Annotated in this window: 13 protein-coding genes, 1 tRNA gene and 1 pseudogene; 12 read left to right on the top strand and 3 right to left on the bottom strand. The window is 62.5% G+C overall.

Going from position 1 to position 17,726, the window contains the following annotated elements:
- Positions 1-223: pseudogene (locus RCH14_RS20150) on the top strand (IS110 family transposase); the annotation flags it as partial.
- Between the two features lie 70 nt (positions 224-293).
- Here the strand turns inward: RCH14_RS20150 and RCH14_RS20145 are convergent.
- On the bottom strand, positions 294-488 hold the full coding sequence (locus tag RCH14_RS20145) for a YbdD/YjiX family protein (protein WP_183550582.1): 195 nt from the start codon (positions 486-488) through the stop codon (positions 294-296).
- Positions 488-2,554, bottom strand: coding sequence for a carbon starvation CstA family protein (locus RCH14_RS20140; protein WP_343027866.1), 2,067 nt, complete (start codon positions 2,552-2,554; stop codon positions 488-490). Before RCH14_RS20140 ends, RCH14_RS20145 begins: the two co-directional genes overlap by 1 nt.
- A gap of 202 nt (positions 2,555-2,756) precedes the next feature.
- Here RCH14_RS20140 and RCH14_RS20135 point away from each other — a divergent pair, with 202 nt between their 5' ends.
- The 10 genes from RCH14_RS20135 to RCH14_RS20090 all read left to right on the top strand — a co-directional run bounded on the left by RCH14_RS20135 (position 2,757) and on the right by RCH14_RS20090 (position 14,256).
- Positions 2,757-4,115 (top strand): cache domain-containing protein, encoded by a 1,359-nt coding sequence (locus RCH14_RS20135; RefSeq protein ID WP_343027865.1) that lies wholly within the window; start codon positions 2,757-2,759, stop codon positions 4,113-4,115.
- A gap of 4 nt (positions 4,116-4,119) precedes the next feature.
- A complete protein-coding gene (locus tag RCH14_RS20130; protein ID WP_343027864.1) occupies positions 4,120-4,752 on the top strand; it encodes a response regulator transcription factor in 633 nt (210 codons plus the stop codon).
- A 91-nt stretch (positions 4,753-4,843) separates the two neighbouring features.
- The gene (locus RCH14_RS20125) at positions 4,844-6,010 is read left to right on the top strand and encodes an HDOD domain-containing protein (protein WP_343027863.1); all 1,167 of its coding nucleotides are present in this window, start codon (positions 4,844-4,846) and stop codon (positions 6,008-6,010) included.
- Complete coding sequence (locus RCH14_RS20120) at positions 6,003-8,066, top strand: EAL domain-containing protein (protein ID WP_343027862.1); 2,064 nt, start codon at positions 6,003-6,005, stop codon at positions 8,064-8,066. Before RCH14_RS20125 ends, RCH14_RS20120 begins: the two co-directional genes overlap by 8 nt.
- Before the next feature lie 133 nt (positions 8,067-8,199).
- Positions 8,200-8,289: transfer RNA gene (locus tag RCH14_RS20115), tRNA-Ser, on the top strand.
- Between the two features lie 410 nt (positions 8,290-8,699).
- Positions 8,700-8,990: a hypothetical protein gene (locus RCH14_RS20110; protein WP_343027861.1), complete on the top strand. Its 291-nt coding sequence runs from the start codon at positions 8,700-8,702 to the stop codon at positions 8,988-8,990.
- Positions 8,991-9,287: 297 nt separating this feature from the next.
- Complete coding sequence (locus tag RCH14_RS20105; RefSeq protein ID WP_343027860.1) at positions 9,288-9,848, top strand: RNA polymerase subunit sigma; 561 nt, start codon at positions 9,288-9,290, stop codon at positions 9,846-9,848.
- A 312-nt stretch (positions 9,849-10,160) separates the two neighbouring features.
- Positions 10,161-10,943, top strand: a complete 783-nt coding sequence (locus tag RCH14_RS20100) for a bacteriorhodopsin-like (RefSeq protein WP_343027859.1) — start codon at positions 10,161-10,163, stop codon at positions 10,941-10,943.
- A 356-nt stretch (positions 10,944-11,299) separates the two neighbouring features.
- A complete protein-coding gene (locus tag RCH14_RS20095; RefSeq protein ID WP_343027858.1) occupies positions 11,300-12,214 on the top strand; it encodes a Brp/Blh family beta-carotene 15,15'-dioxygenase in 915 nt (304 codons plus the stop codon).
- A 392-nt stretch (positions 12,215-12,606) separates the two neighbouring features.
- Entirely contained in the window at positions 12,607-14,256 is a 1,650-nt protein-coding gene (locus tag RCH14_RS20090; protein WP_343027857.1) for a methyl-accepting chemotaxis protein, read from the top strand.
- Positions 14,257-14,285: 29 nt separating this feature from the next.
- Here the strand turns inward: RCH14_RS20090 and RCH14_RS20085 are convergent, their stop codons facing one another.
- Positions 14,286-15,734, bottom strand: a complete 1,449-nt coding sequence (locus RCH14_RS20085; RefSeq protein ID WP_343027856.1) for a carboxylesterase family protein — start codon at positions 15,732-15,734, stop codon at positions 14,286-14,288.
- 332 nt (positions 15,735-16,066) lie between these two features.
- Between RCH14_RS20085 and RCH14_RS20080 the strand changes: the two genes are divergently transcribed.
- Positions 16,067-17,725: a diguanylate cyclase domain-containing protein gene (locus RCH14_RS20080; protein ID WP_343027855.1), complete on the top strand. Its 1,659-nt coding sequence runs from the start codon at positions 16,067-16,069 to the stop codon at positions 17,723-17,725.
- Position 17,726 lies beyond the last annotated feature (1 nt).

The raw sequence follows: 17,726 nt of genomic DNA, 5'->3' as shown, positions 1-17,726 counted from the left end.
ACTACGAGCTGCGCTCTTTATGCCGAGCATGGTGGCGCGCCGTCATAACCCCATTTTGCGCCAGTTTGCCGACCGCCTGCTTGCAACCGGCATGGCGAACAAAGCCGTCATCGGCGCTGTTACGCACAAATTGGCCCATCTGATTTACGGCGTCATTCGAACAGGCAAGCCATTCGACGCAAAATTCTTATCGAATCGGCTTGCAATTCAAGACGGTATCTGACCCTGCTTTTGCAAAATTAAAAAGGGGACGCCGTGGCGTCCCCTTTGCTACGTAGTAACCATTAGCAGGCTCAGCAGCACGAAGCCCGACTGCCCCCGTACCGCGCCTCCTGGCGCTCACGGAAGAACTCCTCGTACGTCATCGCCGGCTCATCCGGGTGCGTGCGCTCCATGTGCGCCAGGTACGTGTCGTACTCGGGCAGGCCGACCATCAGGCGCAGCGACTGCCCGAGGTAACTGCCGGCCTGCTTCAGGGTGCCGAACATCAGGCGACCGTCGGTGCGGGCATGGCGACGTACGGCGACTCTTTTGCGGTCGCGCCATTCGCTTTGCGGGCATCCATCACCGTACGCAGGCCATAGAACAGCACGGCCAGCACGACGAAGATGAAGAAGCCGGCCAGGCTGGCGTTCACGTAGTCGTTGAAGATAATCCGCTCCATGTCGAGGATCGACTTGGCTGGTGCCAGGATCGTGCCGGCGTCGTGCGCGGTCTGGTACTTGTTGGCGTGCGCCACGAAACCGATGCGCGGGTCGACGTGGAAGATCTTCTGGTAGCCGGCCGTCAGCGTACAGGCCAGCAGCCACAGCGTTGGCAGAGCGGTGACCCACGCGTACTTGCCGCGCTTCATCTTGAACAGTACGCAGGTACCCAGCATCAGCGCAATACCGGCCAGCATCTGGTTGGCGATGCCGAACAGTGGCCACAAGGTGTTGATGCCGCCCAGCGGATCGACCACGCCCTGGTACAGGAAATAGCCCCAGGCCGCCACGCACAGGCCGGTGGCCAGCAGGTTGGCCGGCAGCGAATCGGTGCGCTTGAGCGATGGTGCGAACGCGCCCAGCAGATCCTGCAGCATGAAGCGGCCGGCGCGGGTGCCCGCATCCACGGCGGTCAGGATGAACAGCGCCTCGAACAGGATCGCGAAGTGGTACCAGAACGCCATCATGGCCTGGCCACCAATCACGTTCGACAGGATGTGGGCCATGCCCACCGCCAGCGTCGGTGCGCCACCGGCGCGCGAGATGATGGTGTGTTCGCCGACGTCCCTGGCCATCTGTTCCAGCGCTTCCGGCGTGATCACGAAGCCCATCTGCGAGACGGCTGCGGCGGCCGATTGCGCCGTCGTGCCCAGCAGGGCAGCCGGGCTGTTCATGGCGAAGTAGATGCCCGGGTCGATGGTCGACGCGGCGATCAGCGCCATGATGGCGACAAAGCTTTCCATCAGCATGCCGCCGTAACCGATGAAGCGCGCCTGCGTTTCATTTTCCAGCATTTTCGGCGTGGTACCCGAGGCGATCAGCGCGTGGAAGCCCGACACGGCGCCGCAGGCGATGGTGATGAACAGGAACGGGAAGATCCCGCCCGACCAGACCGGGCCAGTTCCGTCGACGAACTTCGTCACGGCCGGCATGCGCAGGTCAGGTGCGACGACCAGGATGCCGATTGCCAGCGCCAGGATGGTGCCAATCTTGAGGAACGTCGACAGGTAGTCGCGTGGCGCCAGCAGCAGCCACACCGGAATCACGGCAGCGACGAAGCCGTAGCCGATCAGCATCCAGGTCAGTTCGGTGCCGGTGAAGGTGAACATCGGGCCCCAGACTGGCGAATCGTGCACCCACTGGCCGCCGATGATGGCGAGCATCAGCAGCACGAAGCCGATCATCGAAATCTCGCCGATGCGCCCGACCCGCACATAGCGCGAGTAGATGCCCATGAACAGCGCGATCGGGATCGTGGCCATCACGGTGAAGGTGCCCCACGGCGAGCCGGTCAGGGCCTTCACGACGATCAGCGCCAGCACGGCCAGGATGATCACCATGATCATGAAGGTGCCGAGCAGCGCGATCATGCCGGGGATTTCGCCCATTTCCGATTTGATCAGGTCACCGAGCGAGCGGCCATCGCGGCGCGTGGACATGAACAGCACGATGAAATCCTGCACCGCACCGGCAAACACGACGCCGGCCAGGATCCACATCATGCCGGGCAGGTAACCCATCTGCGCGGCAAGCACGGGGCCCACCAGCGGGCCGGCGCCGGCAATCGCGGCGAAGTGGTGGCCGAACAAAACGTTCTTGTTGGTCGGCACGTAATCGAGGCCGTCATTGAACTTGTGGGCGGGTGTCTGGCGGGTAGCGTCGAGCCCCAGCACCTTGTTGGCGATGAATTTCGAGTAGAAACGGTAAGCGATCAGATAGACACAGCCGGCGGCCGCGACGATCCAGATGGCATTGATGGTTTCACCGCGTTTGAGCGCGATGTAGCCGAGCGAAAACGCGCCCAGGATGGACAAGGCGATCCATCCGAGCATGCTCGTCATTTTCTTCATTGGTGACTCCTCCGATATGGATTGATGCTTCGTACGCCAGTACATGCCGGCGCCATTCTTTACAGCATGGCAAGGAGTATCTTGCACAATTATCAGGACTGCAAGCGTAACAATTACGCAGGAGCTACGTACGACTACGTAGTTCGCCTGCCCGTAACGCACGTAAAATGCGTCGCTTCCCTCACTACAAGGCAGTCGGCCCATGCGGCTCAAGCAAAAAGTCATCATGCTGGCAGTGGCGCCCCTGGTCGTGGCCCTGTGCGCGATTACGCTCTACGTGCGCCAGCAGGCTGTCACACTGGCGCAACAACAGCGCGACACGATCGCCAGCGCCTATCTGGCCAGCAAGGAGGCCGAACTGCGCCACTACGTCGAGCTGGCCACGCGCTCGATCGCGCACCTGACGCAGAGCGGGCGCAGCGACCCGGCCACGCAGGCCGAGGCGATCCGCATCCTGTCGTCACTGAGCTACGGCAGCGACGGCTACTTCTTCGTGTATGACACGCGTGGCAAGAGCCTCGCGCACCCACGCCAGCCCGAACTGGTCGGCACCGATATGTGGAACTGGCGCGACTCCACTGGCTCGCTGACCATCCAGCGCCTGATCGGGCTGGCACAGGGCGGCGGCGGTTTCCTGCGCTATACCTGGGCCAAGCCGTCGAGCAAGGCGGCGGCACCCAAGCTCGGCTACGTGGTCCCGGTCGCGCACTGGGGCTGGGTCATGGGCACCGGCATCTACCTCGACGATGTCGAGGCGGCGCTCGAACTGGTCGAAGCCCAGCAGTCGCGCAACAGCGACCAGACGCTGCTCTGGATGGCGGTACTGGCCACGCTGGCCGCAGTGGGCGTGGCCGGTGGCGGGCTGGCGCTGAACATCAGCGAAGGGCGGCTGGCCGATGCCAAGCTGCGCGCGCTGGCCCAGCGCGTGGTGGAGTCGCAGGAAGAAGAACGGGCGCGCCTGTCGCGCGACCTGCACGACGGGATCAGCCAGGCGCTGGTGTCGGTCAAGCTGCAGCTCGAAGCGGGCATCATCCGCCTGGCCGGCGACGCCAGCAAGCGCGAACAGGCGCGCGCAGGTCTGGAGCGCACCGTCGACCAGGTCAACACGGTGCTGGGCGAAGTGCGGCGCATCTCGCACGACCTGCGCCCGACGCTGCTCGACGACATGGGCCTGGCGCCGGCACTGGAATACCTGGCCCGCGAATTCGGCGAGGACGCCGGCACGCCGGTGCGCTTTCGCGCGGCCGGCGCGGTCGATGCGCTGCCCGACATGGTCGGCACGGTGCTGTTTCGCATCGCGCAAGAGGCGCTCACCAATGTCGAACGCCACGCCCAGGCGAGCACCATCGAGCTCTCGCTGGAGCGTGTGGCCAACCGCGTCAGTCTGTCGATTGCCGACGACGGCGTGGGCTTCGACACCGATGACGTGGCCGTGCACCCTAAGCGTGGCATCGGCTTGAGGAATATGATGGAACGGATGGAAGCGATCGGCGGCCGCCTGTCGGTCGACTCGTCGTCCAGCGGCACCAGTGTGGTGGCCAGCATCGACTTGAAGGAGTAGGGCAGTGAACGGTGACATAAAAGAAGTGAAGATTTTGCTGGTGGACGACCACCCGCTGGTACGTGACGGTCTGCGCGCGCGGCTCGAGTCGGCGCCGCACCTGAATGTCGTGGCCGAAGCAGGCTCGAGCGCCGAGGCACTCGAGCGCGCCGGCGAATACCACCCCGATCTCGTGCTGATGGACGTGAACATGCGCGGCGGCAGCGGCATCGAGGCGACCTTCCAGCTCACCGCGCGTTTCCCCGGCATTGCGGTATTAATGTTGTCAATGCACGACAAACCCGAATACGTGAGCCAGGCGATTGGCGCGGGTGCCCGCGGTTACGTTCTCAAGGACGCGCCGGGCAAGGACATCGTGCTGGCCATCGACACCGTGATGGGCGGCGGCATCTATTACAGCGCCGCGCTGGCGCGCCAGCTGGCCAATCCGGCCGTGCCAAGCGACCAACTGACGGCGCGCGAGCACGAAGTACTGGGGCATATCGCCGCCGGCCAGTCGAACAAGCAGATCGCGCGCGACCTCGACCTGTCGGTGCGCACGGTCGAAACGCACCGCCTGAACATCAAGCGCAAGCTGGGTATCGAAGGCCAGGCTGAGCTGATCCGGTTTGCGGTGCAGCGCGCCGGTGGTAACTGATGGTCAACCCGGGCTGTCCAGTAGGAAACTTCGATTTGCTTTATGGCATTCGGTGCAATAAGATTGCCCGGACACTACTTTGAAACTTTCCATGGCAGAGCAGGAAACATGTCCGCTGGTCGCAATCGAGCCGGTCGCTAACGCACAAAATGAATGGGTCGCGCTCAGCGTGCGCCTGGTGCCGGGCAGCGACTTGCCCCAGCGCCTGCAGACCGTGTTCGGCACGCCCGACCTGCTGGCGGCCATTGCGCCGCTCGATTGCCTGTTGAACCTGCACGACCCGTCCCCCTTGACCCCGCCAGTGCTGGCGCTGTTGCCGGCCAACCGCGTCGGCTTGGTGATCGACGCGAACGCGCTGGCCACCGATGGCGTGGCGCGCAAGCTCGCCGAACTGCACGCTTGCGGCTACCGCATCTGGCTGGACGGCGAGATTCCCGACGGCGTCACCGCGCCGCCTGCGCTGCGCTCGGTTGCGCGCAACTGTCGCGTTGCACCCATGCCGCCCGGGCGCCTGGTGGCGCTGTTTGCTCCGCACATCGCGCATGGCGTCGACAGCGCGCGCCGCTTCTTCGGTTGCGAGATCGCGGGCTTCGACTGGTTCATCGGCGACTATGCGTATGATCCCGACATCGCGCCGTCGTCCGACGACGACGGCAGTTCGCGCCGCCGCATCCTCACGCTGCTGGGTTTGCTGGCGCGCGACGCCGACTCGCGCGAACTCGAAGAACAGGTCAAGCAGGATCCGGCACTGGCCTACCACCTGCTCAAGCTGGTCAATTCGGCTGCCTTCACGGTCTCGACGCAAGTGACCAGCTTTAACCAGGCGATCACGGTGCTCGGCCGGCGCCAGTTGCAGCGCTGGCTGCAACTGCTGCTGTACGCGCGCCAGCAACCGGACGGCTTGCCCAACCTGCTGCTGCCGCTGGCGGCGCGCCGCGGCGCCCAGCTCGAAGCGCTCGCGCGCCTGCAGGGCGACGACCGCGATGCACGAGACCTGGCCTTCATGACCGGCGTATTCTCGTTGCTCGACCGGCTGCTGCACATGCCGATGACCGAGATCGCAGCCGAACTGTACCTGCCCGACGACGTCTACGGCGCGCTCGTGAACCACAGCGGCCAGCTGGGCACGTGGCTGGACCTGGTCGACGCCAATCCGACCGAAGCGGTGCTGCGCGAAGCCGGCGTGAGCCTCGAACACTGGTGGAGCAGCCAGCTGCACGCCTACCACTGGGCAATCGAGGTGGGCCGCAATGTCTGACGTGCGCGAACTGGCCCCGACCGCCTTCATCGAAGGCACGAGCGCGGTCTGCGACGCGGTCCTGCGCCTGCGTGGCGACGCGCTGGTGCTGGAACTGGGCCGCCTGGCGCGCATGCTGACCGGCAGCAAGCAGGGCCGCTTCGTGCCCGGCCCGGGCCTGGTCGACCCCGGCCTGCCGGGCGGGCGCGTGCTGCGCCACGCGGTGGCCGTGGGCATCGAACAATTCGGCTGGTATGAAGTGAGCGGTTATCACGATCATGCCGATGCCAGCGCGCGCGCACTGGCCTCGCTCGCGCAGCTGACCGCGAGCCTGATGCAGATGCACTCGCTGGCGCAGCGCTCGACCCACGCCTACGCGCAGATGGAAGCGCAACTGGCGCACCAGTCGCAGATCCTCGACCAGATCCACGAGTCGGTGCTGACGATGGACCAGATGGGCTACATCACCAGCTGGAACCGGGGCGCCGAGCGCCTCTTTGGCTACACGGCGCTCGAAGCAGTGGGCCAGAACATCCTGTTTTTGTACGCTGACGAAGAGCTGGGCGACGACGAGGGCAGCGCGCTGCCCGACCTGTTCGCGGAGCACGGCGGGCGCATGATGGAAGTCAAGCGCCGCAAGAAGTCGGGCGACATCTTCTGGGCCAGCCTGTCGCTGTCGCCGTTGCGCGACCTGGCCGGCCGCCCGAGCGGCCTGATCGCCTATCTGACCGACATCACCGAGCGCAAACAGGCCGAAGAGCAGTTGCACCACCTGGCCTACTATGACGAGCTGACCGGCCTGCCGAACCGCACGCTGTTCGCGCGCCTGGTCGACCAGGCCCTGATGGTCGCGCAGCGCAACGAGACGGCCGGCTGCATCCTGTTCATCGACCTGAATCGCTTCAAGCGCATCAATGATACGCTGGGCCGGCGCATCGGCGACGAACTGCTCAAACAGGTCGGCCAGCGCTTGAAGGCCACGCTGCGCGACGAAGACCTGGTGGCGCGCCTGTCGGGCGACGAATACGCGGTGGGCCTGGCCGACGTGCGCCAGCACTTCGAAGCCACCACCGTGGCGCAGAAACTGCAGGCCGCGCTCGACGCACCGTTCATGATCGGCGGCCACGACCTGCGCGTGGGTGCCAGCATCGGCATCAGCGTCTACCCGCAGGATGGCGACGACGCCGAAACGCTGCTGGCGCTGGCCGACATCGCGATGGAACGCGCCAAGGGCGACGACGCCAACCCCGACCGCAGCGTCGCGTTCTACAGCCAGGACATGAACAAGGGCATGCAGGAGCGCATGCGCATCGAATCCGGCCTGCGCCATGCGCTGGGCAATGGCGAGCTGGTGCTGTACTACCAGCCCAAGTTCGAAATCGCGAGCGGCCGCCTGGTCGGCGCCGAAGCGCTGGTGCGCTGGATGCATCCCGAGCGCGGCATCGTACCGCCCGGCGAATTTATCCCGCTGGCCGAGACCACGGGCCTGATCGTGCAGGTTGGCGAGTGGGTACTGGAAGAAGCCTGCGCGCAGGCGTCGATCTGGCAGCGCTCGGGCATCGCCCCGTTCCGCGTCGCGGTGAACGTATCAGCGCGCGAGTTCACGCCAGCGCTGCCGGAGCGCGTGGCCACCACGCTGCGGCGCTACCACCTCGATCCGTCGTGGCTGGAGCTGGAGATCACCGAGAGCACGCTGATGCACGATGTGGACCGCGTGACGGCCATCATGGACCAGATCACGGCGCTGGGCGTGTCGCTGTCGCTTGACGATTTCGGGACCGGGTTCTCGAGCCTGTCGTATCTGAAGCGGTTCCCGATTCATACCTTGAAGATCGACCGCTCGTTCACGATGGGGATACCGGCGGACGGGAGTGACTGCGCGATTGCGGGGACCATCATCAGCATGGCGCGGCAGTTGTGCCTGCGCGTGATTGCCGAGGGTGTCGAGACGCTGGACCAGCTGGCGTTTCTGCGCGGCGCCGGGTGTGACGAGGTGCAGGGGTATTTGTATGCGGCGCCGTTGCCGGCGTATGCGTTCGAGAAGGCGTTGCGGGAGAATTGGGCGTCGGTGGGGTGAGAGGGCGATCGCGCGTGCCTGTTGCCGCCGCGCCGTTTTCTCAGGTCGGTCTCGTCAAGGCGGCGGCACTGGTGGCTCGGCCGGGTCAGAACTCCCTCATCCAGCCGATGATTATGTATAATGCCGTGCTACAGGAAGCGTGGCCGAGTGGTTGAAGGCAGCAGTCTTGAAAACTGCCGACGGTGTGAGCCGTTCGTGAGTTCGAATCTCACCGCTTCCGCCAGAATTTAGAAACAAGCCGTTGATTTTCGACGGCTTTTTCGTTTCTGCAGACTGAGAAACTCGTCTGCGGCGCAACACTGTTCACACATTGCTTAACAGCTTGCGGAAACGATTTCCGCAACTCCCGCCTTATCGCGTCGGCTTGGCGAGCTCGCCGACCCTCCCATATACCTTCTCAGCCCCGATATCGGTGTCAGCGAGCAGACGCGCTTCGAGAACATCAAGCATTGGTGGCAGGCGGCGAAGGCACCGGACTAGCGCGCCAACGGCGAAATTGCGGCCTTAGGTGCGACGACCTGGTCGCACGCGTCAAGCCGCAATTGAAAGCCCCGCCGTCCGCTCCCGTGTCTTCGGACCTTCACCAGCAGGATCGCCCAGGCTGGCGTCCTCACTGCCGGATAAGACGCCACCATGCTGGCTGACCTTTGTGAGCCGCTGGCGCGCGGCGAAGAAGCGAGGCGCATTCTGCGAGAGGATTGTTGCGGCATGGCAGGAATGTGTCATGCCTATGGCGTTAAAAACGGCCCTGGCCCATCCCGGCCGTTATTTACTCAAACATCTTGCAAATCATTGGCGATGCAAAACGATATAAAAACATCGGTTCAAGATTGGTTCAAAAATCGACTGATCACGGGCCTTGACGTTTCTATGCACAATGACTTGAAAAGGTCAGTGATGATCCTTGCTAATCGCGTTGTTTAAGAATATCGTTGTCACCCAACTAAAATCGACCTGCGCTGCATAGTTACACTAATGCAGTGCGGAGCACTGGGTCTTTGATTAGCTACAGTGCATATGTGCAATAAATAAAAAAAGATAAAGTCATTAAGGAAGTAGCCCAGAACGAATTTGTTCTCTTCTTATTGGTGCTTGGCGGCAATCTTATAAGAAAAAATGCGACATGACCGTGATAGAAACTAGGTTACCATTGTGTTCGTTATTAAAGTGAGCAGACAACGGATTTAGAGAGCGTCGGAGACGCTTCCAGGAGCGCATCTAATGTCAACATTGTTAAAGTCACGTTACTGGCCGCCACTTTCCGACACCGGAAAAGTCGACGACATGTTGCGCCGCTGCTTTTGCGAAAGCGATCTTCGCACCCTGGCAATACTTGTGACGAAATACCAGTGCGGTGTGGCAGCACTGGTCAACGCCTTGGTTCTCAGTGCCACAGTGGCCCAGGAAGTAACCCGGGAAGCATTCTTTCACACTTATCGACGCTTGACGGGCTTGCGTTTCCAAAGAGCATTCTCCACCTTCCTTTACGCCATCGCACGAAACCTGAAGATGTACTGTTTCAGTACAGGCCAGGTGCTGGCCGAAAATGCGCTTCCCATGGCTGTGATGCTTGAGACGACGACGCGAGTGAACCATTCCAGTCTGGAAGGCTCAGAGCCCGACACGGATGAGTCTCCGATCGGTTCTCAGTTGGTTCCCGGCATCTACCCGTCGATCGCCTACTTCTTATCCAGTATGGGAAGTGTCTTGCCGCTGCCCGATCGCGACGACTTCAGTGAGCACGACATTGCCAAGCAAGGGCCGGAAAGAGCCAATTTGTAGTCGAACTTCGCAAAGGAGATACGAGGGTTCTTGGACTGTATGCTTCAATAAAATAATCGATGCTACAGCAATATTGGTCGAATCTTTGGTGGTCGCGCAGTGCGTAAAAGAAGCGCTCCGGGAAATTTTCTTCCGGGCCGAAATGACAGCGCTGTAATAATCCAGGGTATTTCTGCCGCTCGTAGCCGAGCGTGTTGCTGAAGGAGACGCGGAATGATCGTTTGTGAAGAGCAGGAGGAGGATCCGTGAAGGATCCGTTTTGAGACGGAACTACAATAATTACCTTGTGAACTCAAAAGGATAGGAGAAACTATGGACATCATTTCCCTAAACCAGTACGAACTGGTTTTTAATGCGTTTTCATTTGCCATCGCCGTCATGGGTGCGGCAACCGTGTTCTTTTTTCTGGGTCGTTCCCAGGTGGCGCCCAGCTACAAGACTGCCATGACCATCACCGGTATCGTCACGCTGATAGCGGCTTATCACTATGTGCGTATTTTCGCCTCCTGGGAAGCATCGTACACGGTGGTGGCAGGCCAGTTAACCGCGACGGGTGTCAAATTCAACGACGCCTACCGCTACGTTGACTGGCTATTAACGGTACCGCTACTGTTAATCGAACTGATTCTGGTGATGCGTTTGTCATCGGCCGAAACGGTGGCGAAAGGGACCAAGCTCGGTATTCTGGCAGCACTGATGGTGGTTCTTGGGTATCCCGGTGAAATTTCAACCATCCCAGGCACGCGCTGGCTCTGGTGGGCGCTGGCAATGATTCCTTTCCTGATCATTGTGTATGACTTGTTCGTCGGCTTGAAACGGTCAATCGACTCGCAACCGGAATCAGCGCGCGGCTTGATCAGTGCTGCACGCTGGCTCACGGTCGTGTCGTGGTGCTTCTATCCGGTGGTCTTCGTATTCCCGATGATCGGCTTCACGGGCGGTGCCGCTACCACGGCTGTCCAAGTCGGATACACGGTCGCTGACATCGTCGCAAAAGCGGTGTTCGGTGTACTGATCTACATGATTGCGGTGCGCAAATCTGCCGCCGACGGATATGTTTCCGGGGTGCATGCGGATCGACACGCCAGTGCATAAGCGTCAATCCGGGACGTGAGCACAACATCCACTGGGGCCACTGGCCCCAGTGGAAGTTTTCTAATTTCTGGAGAGAAAACATGTACCCGCATGCTGTCTTACGAGACGTAATTGGTCGGACGGGGCATCACGTAGCAAGCGACCAAGCGCTGCCGACAGTGTCGCCGCCAGCCACAATATCGACGAATCGTCGACGTGACGCAATTTGATCTAATGCCGCTCGGAACGCCGCAATGTAAGAGCGCGCTCGAACTGGCGGGTATTGCGCCCACCTGCGAGGCCGCCGGCCGGTTTCTGCGTCAGCTGCCCGATGCGATCGTCAAACGGACGGCGCGTCGCGGCTGTGCGTTTGCGCCATGACGGCGCTACGTGTCCAGGGATTGTTGTTTTGCGCCATCGGCGCCGGTGTTGCCGCCATCGTCGTCGCCGGCGTCGCGCGCGCACCGGACGATGCCGCCGTGCTGTTTCTGCTCGCTGCACCCATCCTGCTGCTCGGCGTGCCGCACGGCGCGCTCGACCCGGTCTTCGCCCAAGAGCTGTACGGCGTGCACGGTGTGCTCGGATGGTGCGCATTCGTGCTGGCCTACTTGGGAATGGCGCTGTTGGTGGTGCTGTTGTGGCATTTCGTTCCGCAACTGTTCCTGTCGAGCTTCCTGCTGCTGTCAGCGCTGCATTTTTCGGGCGACCCGGCGCGCGGTACCCCTGTCACGGCTCGCCTGCTGTTTGGCGGCGCTGTGATCGTGCTTCCGGCATTGCTCCATGAAGACGAGATGGGGCGCCTGTTCGCCTTCCTGGTGACGCAGCAGGCGGCTGCCGCGCAGGCTTCCCTATTGCACGAACTGAGCGGGCCGTGGCTGCTGGCAACTGCCCTGACGGCGGCCTGGCAGGCGCGCAGCGACTGGCTGACCGGCCTCGAAATGGCGGTTGCGGCTGCACTGGCTTTGTTTGCGCCGCCTTTACTGGGGTTCGCCGTGTTTTTTTGTGTCATGCACAGTGCTCGCCATATCGTGCGCACCTGGCACTATGTCGGCGCTGGTGCAGGCCAGGCAGCGCGGCTGGGTCGGGCCGCGCTGCTTCCCACCTTCGGCACGCTGGTGCTTGGCGCCGCAGTTGCGTACTGCTGGCGCGCGCAGCCGCTCGAAGCGGGCCTGATCCAATGGCTATTTGTCGGATTGGCCGCGCTGACGGTGCCGCATATGGCGCTGGTGGAGCCGGTACGCTGGAGCGGCTGGGTCAAGCGGCGCGCACGGGCGCCGCTCGATGCTGGCTGATGTCAGGCGCGGCCTGTGTCGTACTGCAACCGGACGCTTTTTTTTGCAACGTGAGATGGCGCTGCGTGACGTTGATGCGACCAGTTTCAGTATCGCGCGCGAACGACAGGCAAGCGCTGCCTGCTGTCAAACGACGCAGGGACATCATCATCGAACGCGATATGCCCAGCGGCTCGAACGGCGCCGAGTACGCGGCGCAGGAGAAACGTCGCTGGCCAATGCTGTGTGGCCCGGCGACAGCTGGCGGCGGCTCGCAATTGAACTTCCTTGACCGAAACACAACTGTAAATATTGCCAGACGGAAAGCCATGTTTCTTTAGCGGAATCGGTCCGAAGTGCGTGGATAATCACCTTCCTCAGCGACATCCATCGCGCCCCACTTTCCCTCCATCATGAAAAACTTCAGCATCAAGTACGTGATTGTCGCCGTCATCGGCTTGCTCATCTTCGCGGTGATCACCGTCGGCGCCATTGGCTACCATTCCACACAACGCGCCGTCGATCTCCTCGAAAACCTCGCGCTCACCACAGCCAACCAGCAGGTCGGTTTGTCCGACCTGAAAATGCGCATGGAAACCAACCGCAGCCACATCCTGCAGGCGCTGCAGCACAATCCTGAGAACAAGCATGCGGCGCTGCATAACCATCCGCTGGCGTTCCATACTGACTTCATTGCCAAGAACAGCGAAGAAATCCGCAAGGAGCAGCAGAAGCTGCAGGCGAGTCTGCGCTTTGCCGAAACCCGCGAGCGTTTTGGTGCGTGGATGGCTGCCAGTGACAACCTGGGTATCGACCTGATCGGCAGAGCCATGCGCGCCATCGAGGCGGGCCAGTGGGATGACGCCAATCTGATGCTCGGCAAACAAATTAACCCGACGTACAACAAGTCGACCGATGCATTTGCTGCTTTACAGGCGCTGATGAACGAGCGCATCGTCCTCCAGGGCAAGGAGCTGCACCAGGAACTTGCCATGCTCAACGCGTTCGTGATCGCTGCCATCGTCGTGGCAATCCTGCTCAGCATCAGTGCAGCTTTCTACCTGGTCCGTGCGATCAATACGCCGCTGATGCAAGCCGTGGCCGTTGCACGCCGTGTTGCCGATGGCGACCTGAGTCTGCAAGCGCCGGTGAAGTCGACCAATGAATTTGGCCAGCTGCTGGCAGCCATGCGCGACATGACCGCATCGCTGGCGGGTATCGTCAAGGATGTGCGTAGTGAAAGTGAAGTGATTGCCACGGCGTCGACGCAGATCGCCGCCGGCAATATGGACTTGTCGTCGCGTACCGAACAGCAGGCCAGCGCGATCGAAGAGACCGCGGCGTCCGTCGAAGAGTTGACCAGCACGGTGCGTCAGAATGCGGAAAATGCGCGCCAGGCCAATGAGCTGGCGGCATCGGCCACGCAGATCGCGACCCGTGGCGGCGCGGTCGTGACCGAAGTCGTGGGCACCATGGGCGAGATCAATGCGTCAGCCCGCAAGATCGTTGACATCATCGGCGTCATCGACGGCATCGCGTTCCAGACCAATATCTTGGCGCTCAATGCCGCCGTGGAAGCTGCGCGTGCCGGTGAGCAGGGCCGTGGCTTTGCCGTCGTTGCGAGCGAAGTGCGCAATCTGGCGCAGCGCTCGGCCAGTGCCGCCAAGGAAATCAAGGAATTGATCGGCGACTCGGTCAGCAAGGTGGATGCGGGCACGCGCCTGGTCGACCAGGCCGGTGCAACGATGGAAGAAATCTTGCAGAGCGTGCGCCGGGTGGCGGGCATCATGGGTGAAATCAGCGTGGCCAGCGCCGAGCAGAGCTCGGGCATCGAGCAGATTCACCAGGCGATCAGCCAGATGGATCAGGTCACGCAGCAGAACGCGGCCCTCGTCGAGGAAGCCGCGAGCGCCGCCACATCGTTGCAGGAAAGCGCTGCCGGGCTGGCCGAACGGGTCAGCGTGTTCAAGATCGCGCCGTCAGCCGTGTCGGCGCCGGCCAAGCCGGTCACGCCGCGTCGCGTCAGCGCCAGCGCCGTTCCTTACCAGGCGCAACTGGCCTGATGCAAGGCCCGCCGTTGAAGAACGGCGCTTCAGCGACGCTCGCCAGGCTTGGTGGGCGTCGCTTGCGCCCCATCGATGTCGGCGCCCCAGGCATCCTTGCCCATCACCGGGGTGCCGTTTGCGGTGAAGTCCATGATCGCGTCGGCTGCACGCGCATACCGTTCCCATACCGGCAACCCGGCGCCGTTGGGATTGCCGCTTCTGGCGAAATTCACCATATACGTGCTCATCGCCTTGCCCATGCCAAGATCGCGGGCCGTCGCCTGCGCCCCGTACTTGATGGCCACCGTATCGAAGAAGAACGGAATATCCGTTGCATGCCCGGCGCCAGCGCCCGGTTTCTCGTTTGCCTGGTGCACGTAGGAAAACCGGTACGCATACACGGGCGCGCCATGCCCGGCCAGCGTCGCTGCCAGACTGCGCGCACCGGCGACCATATACCCGGTCTTGCCGCCGATATCGGCGCTGGTTGCACCGATCATCACCGGTACCTTGTGCATGCGGCCGGCGGCAAATGCGGCGTGTGAATCGATGGCCAGCTTGCCGTCGACATACGGCCCGTGATACGTCGGCTTGTCGCGCTGCATGAAGTTCGCCAGGTTCAAGCCGTCGGCGATCATGTCTGCCGGCAGCGCCCGCAGTTTCTCGAGTGCGTTCGGCGCGTCCGCCGCGATGCCCTTGCCGGTCGCGAAATTCACGCCGATCTGTTCGATGTCCGCCATCGGCGTTGGCGCTGCTGCACCATCGCCGCCCGACATCACGACTGCCTTGGCGAACAAGCCCTTGCTCATTGGCGAAGTCAGCAGCGTATTGACCGACATGCCGCCCGCCGATTCACCGGCGATGGTGACATTGGACGGATCGCCGCCAAACGCTGCCACATTGCGCTTGACCCATTCCAGCGCCGCGATCTGGTCCATGAAGCCATAGTTGCCAACAACGCCGTTGACGCCGGTTTCACGCGTCAGCTGTGGATGGGCAAAGAAGCCGAAGCGCCCGATGCGGTAGTTGAAGCTGACGACGAGCGCGCCCTGTTTTGCCAGTTCGGCGCCGGAATAGGTCGGGGGCGACGCGCCGCCGTTGACAAAGCCGCCGCCATAGATCCAGACGATGACGGGCAGTGCGCCCTTGGCGTCGGCCGGCTTCCAGACATTCAGGTACAGGCAGTCTTCGCTCGGCGTCGTGCCCAGTGGGGCAGCGTCGCTGGGGAAGGGCACCTGCATGCAATCTGCCGCATAGGCCGTGGCCGGACGCACGCCCGGCCACGGCTGGGCAAGCGCTGGCGCTCGCCAGCGCAGCTTGCCCAGCGGCGGGGCGGCGAACGGGATGCCTTTCCAGCTGGTGACGCCTACATCGGTCGAGCCTGCCACTCTGCCAGTGTCGATGGCGATCACCGGTGCGCCTGGCGACGCGGTCGCGCCCGGCGCGGCCACGACGAGAGATATGGCAAGCAGGGGAAGCAGGGAACGATACGACATGGACAGGGCCTCTGGATCGAATGGTTGAAAGGTTGTTACCAGATAGTAATCGACCGGTAGCAGCAAAGTCGGTACCGCTGACGGCCAGGGGGAGTGCCATCCGGCATGGCCGGCTTGGCATGGCAATCTTGTCCTGGAGGTGGTCAGGCCTGCCAATCTCCGTTACAGTGTTGCAATTCATCCAAAATAGCGGACCGGAAATTGTATTTCCATGGCGCATCTGCAGCAATTCCGATTCACGCATGGTTTCGGCGCTATCATGACGAGCTATTACCCGTTTGCTAATACCGCACATGCAAGGTTTGCTCTGTAGGTTTCGACTGTCCACCCTGATGACGCTGGCCGTGTGCGCCACGGTGGCACTGACGGTCGCTCTGCTGCTGGCAGTGGTCAACCATTTTGCGGTGCGTCAGGCCAATGCTGAAGCGCAGTTGCGGCTCCAACAGTTGTCTTGGCAAATGCGCGATTCGCTCAACCGCGTGGTCGAGCAGGCCACCGGTGACGCGCGCCTTCTTGCTGCCTTGCCACAGGTGCGTCAGGCACGCAATCCGGCTTCCGCGCGCGTTGCGCTGGAAAGCCTGCAGCAAACCTTCCCCGATTACGCCTGGATCGGCCTGGCCGACAGCGACGGCAAGGTAACAGCCTCGACCAAGGGACTGCTCGAAGGCGCGGACGTCAGCGCCCGGCCGTGGTTCAAGTCCGGCCAGATGGGCGTGCGCGCCACCGATTACCATCCCGCCTTGATGCTTGAAAAGCTCATGCCTCATGGCGCCGATCCGTGGCGCTTTGTCGATGTGTCCACGCCCGTGTTCAGCCAGGATGGCGAACTGTTCGCCGTGCTCGGCCTGCACCTGAGCTGGGACTGGGCACGGCGTCAGGCGCGCAAGCTTCTGACCCCGGCACTGCGCGAGTACGGCGCCGAGATCCTGGTCGTGCGCAATGACGGGACGGTCATGCTTGGCCCGCCAGAACTGGTCGAGAAAAAGATTTCAACAGAAAGCCTGCGCCGCGCCAAGTTGGGCGACACGGGCGCGCTGCGCGAAGCATGGCCCGATGGGCGTACCTATCTCACCGGCTATAGCCAGACGGGCCAAATCGGCAACCAAGCGTCGCTGAACTGGGCGGTGCTGGTACGCCAGGACGAAGACAAGGCCTTGCAGAGCGCCAAACTGCTGCAGCACCGGATGTTGATGTGGAGCGCCTTGCTGGGTGTCGTGCTGGCCGTGGTCGCGGCCTTGCTGGCGCAGCGCCTGGCGCGCCCGATGACGCGGTTGGGCGAAGCGATCGAGCGGGTGACGGAAGCGACCGCTGGCGGCCATGAATTGCCGGCGATCCCGCATATCCAGGGCTTCTACGAAGCCAATATGCTGTCGCGCACGATGCGCAACCTGGTCGACAGCGAAGCGGACTACCGGCGCGCCTTGCAGCAGATGAATGAACACCTGGAATCGAAGGTGGCGCAGCGCACAGCGGAACTGCAGGCGCTGCTGCTGCGCGATGTGCTGACGGGCTTGCCGAACCGGCGGGCGCTGCTCGAAGCGCTGCCCGAGGCGATGGGCCGTGCCAGCCGGGGCGGGCGCCCGGCGGCGTTGCTGTTCATCGACATGGATGGCTTCAAGGCAGTCAATGATAACCATGGCCACGAAGAAGGCGACGAATTGCTGCGCCAGTTCGGCGCGCGCCTGGCCGGGGCTATACGCCTGACCGACATGGTCGCGCGCCTGGCAGGTGACGAATTCGTCGTCGTGCTGGAAATGCTGACGTCGCGCACCGATGCCGAGGAAACTGCCTGGAAGCTACTTGACCGCGTGCGCGAGCCGTATCAGCTCAGCACCACTGACGTGACCGTGGGCGCCAGCATTGGCGTTGCGGTCTTTGCGCCGGGCGACAAGCCCGATCTCGATGCCTGGCTGGCGCGCGCCGACCATGCCATGTACGCCGCCAAGCGCGGCGGCAAGAATGCGGTGGCCCTGGCTGCCGTACCAGTGTGAG

This window comes from Massilia sp. MP_M2, assembly GCF_039123635.1.
Classification (GTDB): Bacteria; Pseudomonadota; Gammaproteobacteria; order Burkholderiales; family Burkholderiaceae_D; genus Telluria.
Note: the sequence above shows the minus strand (reverse complement) of the source record. Positions and strands in the feature narration are given on the sequence as shown.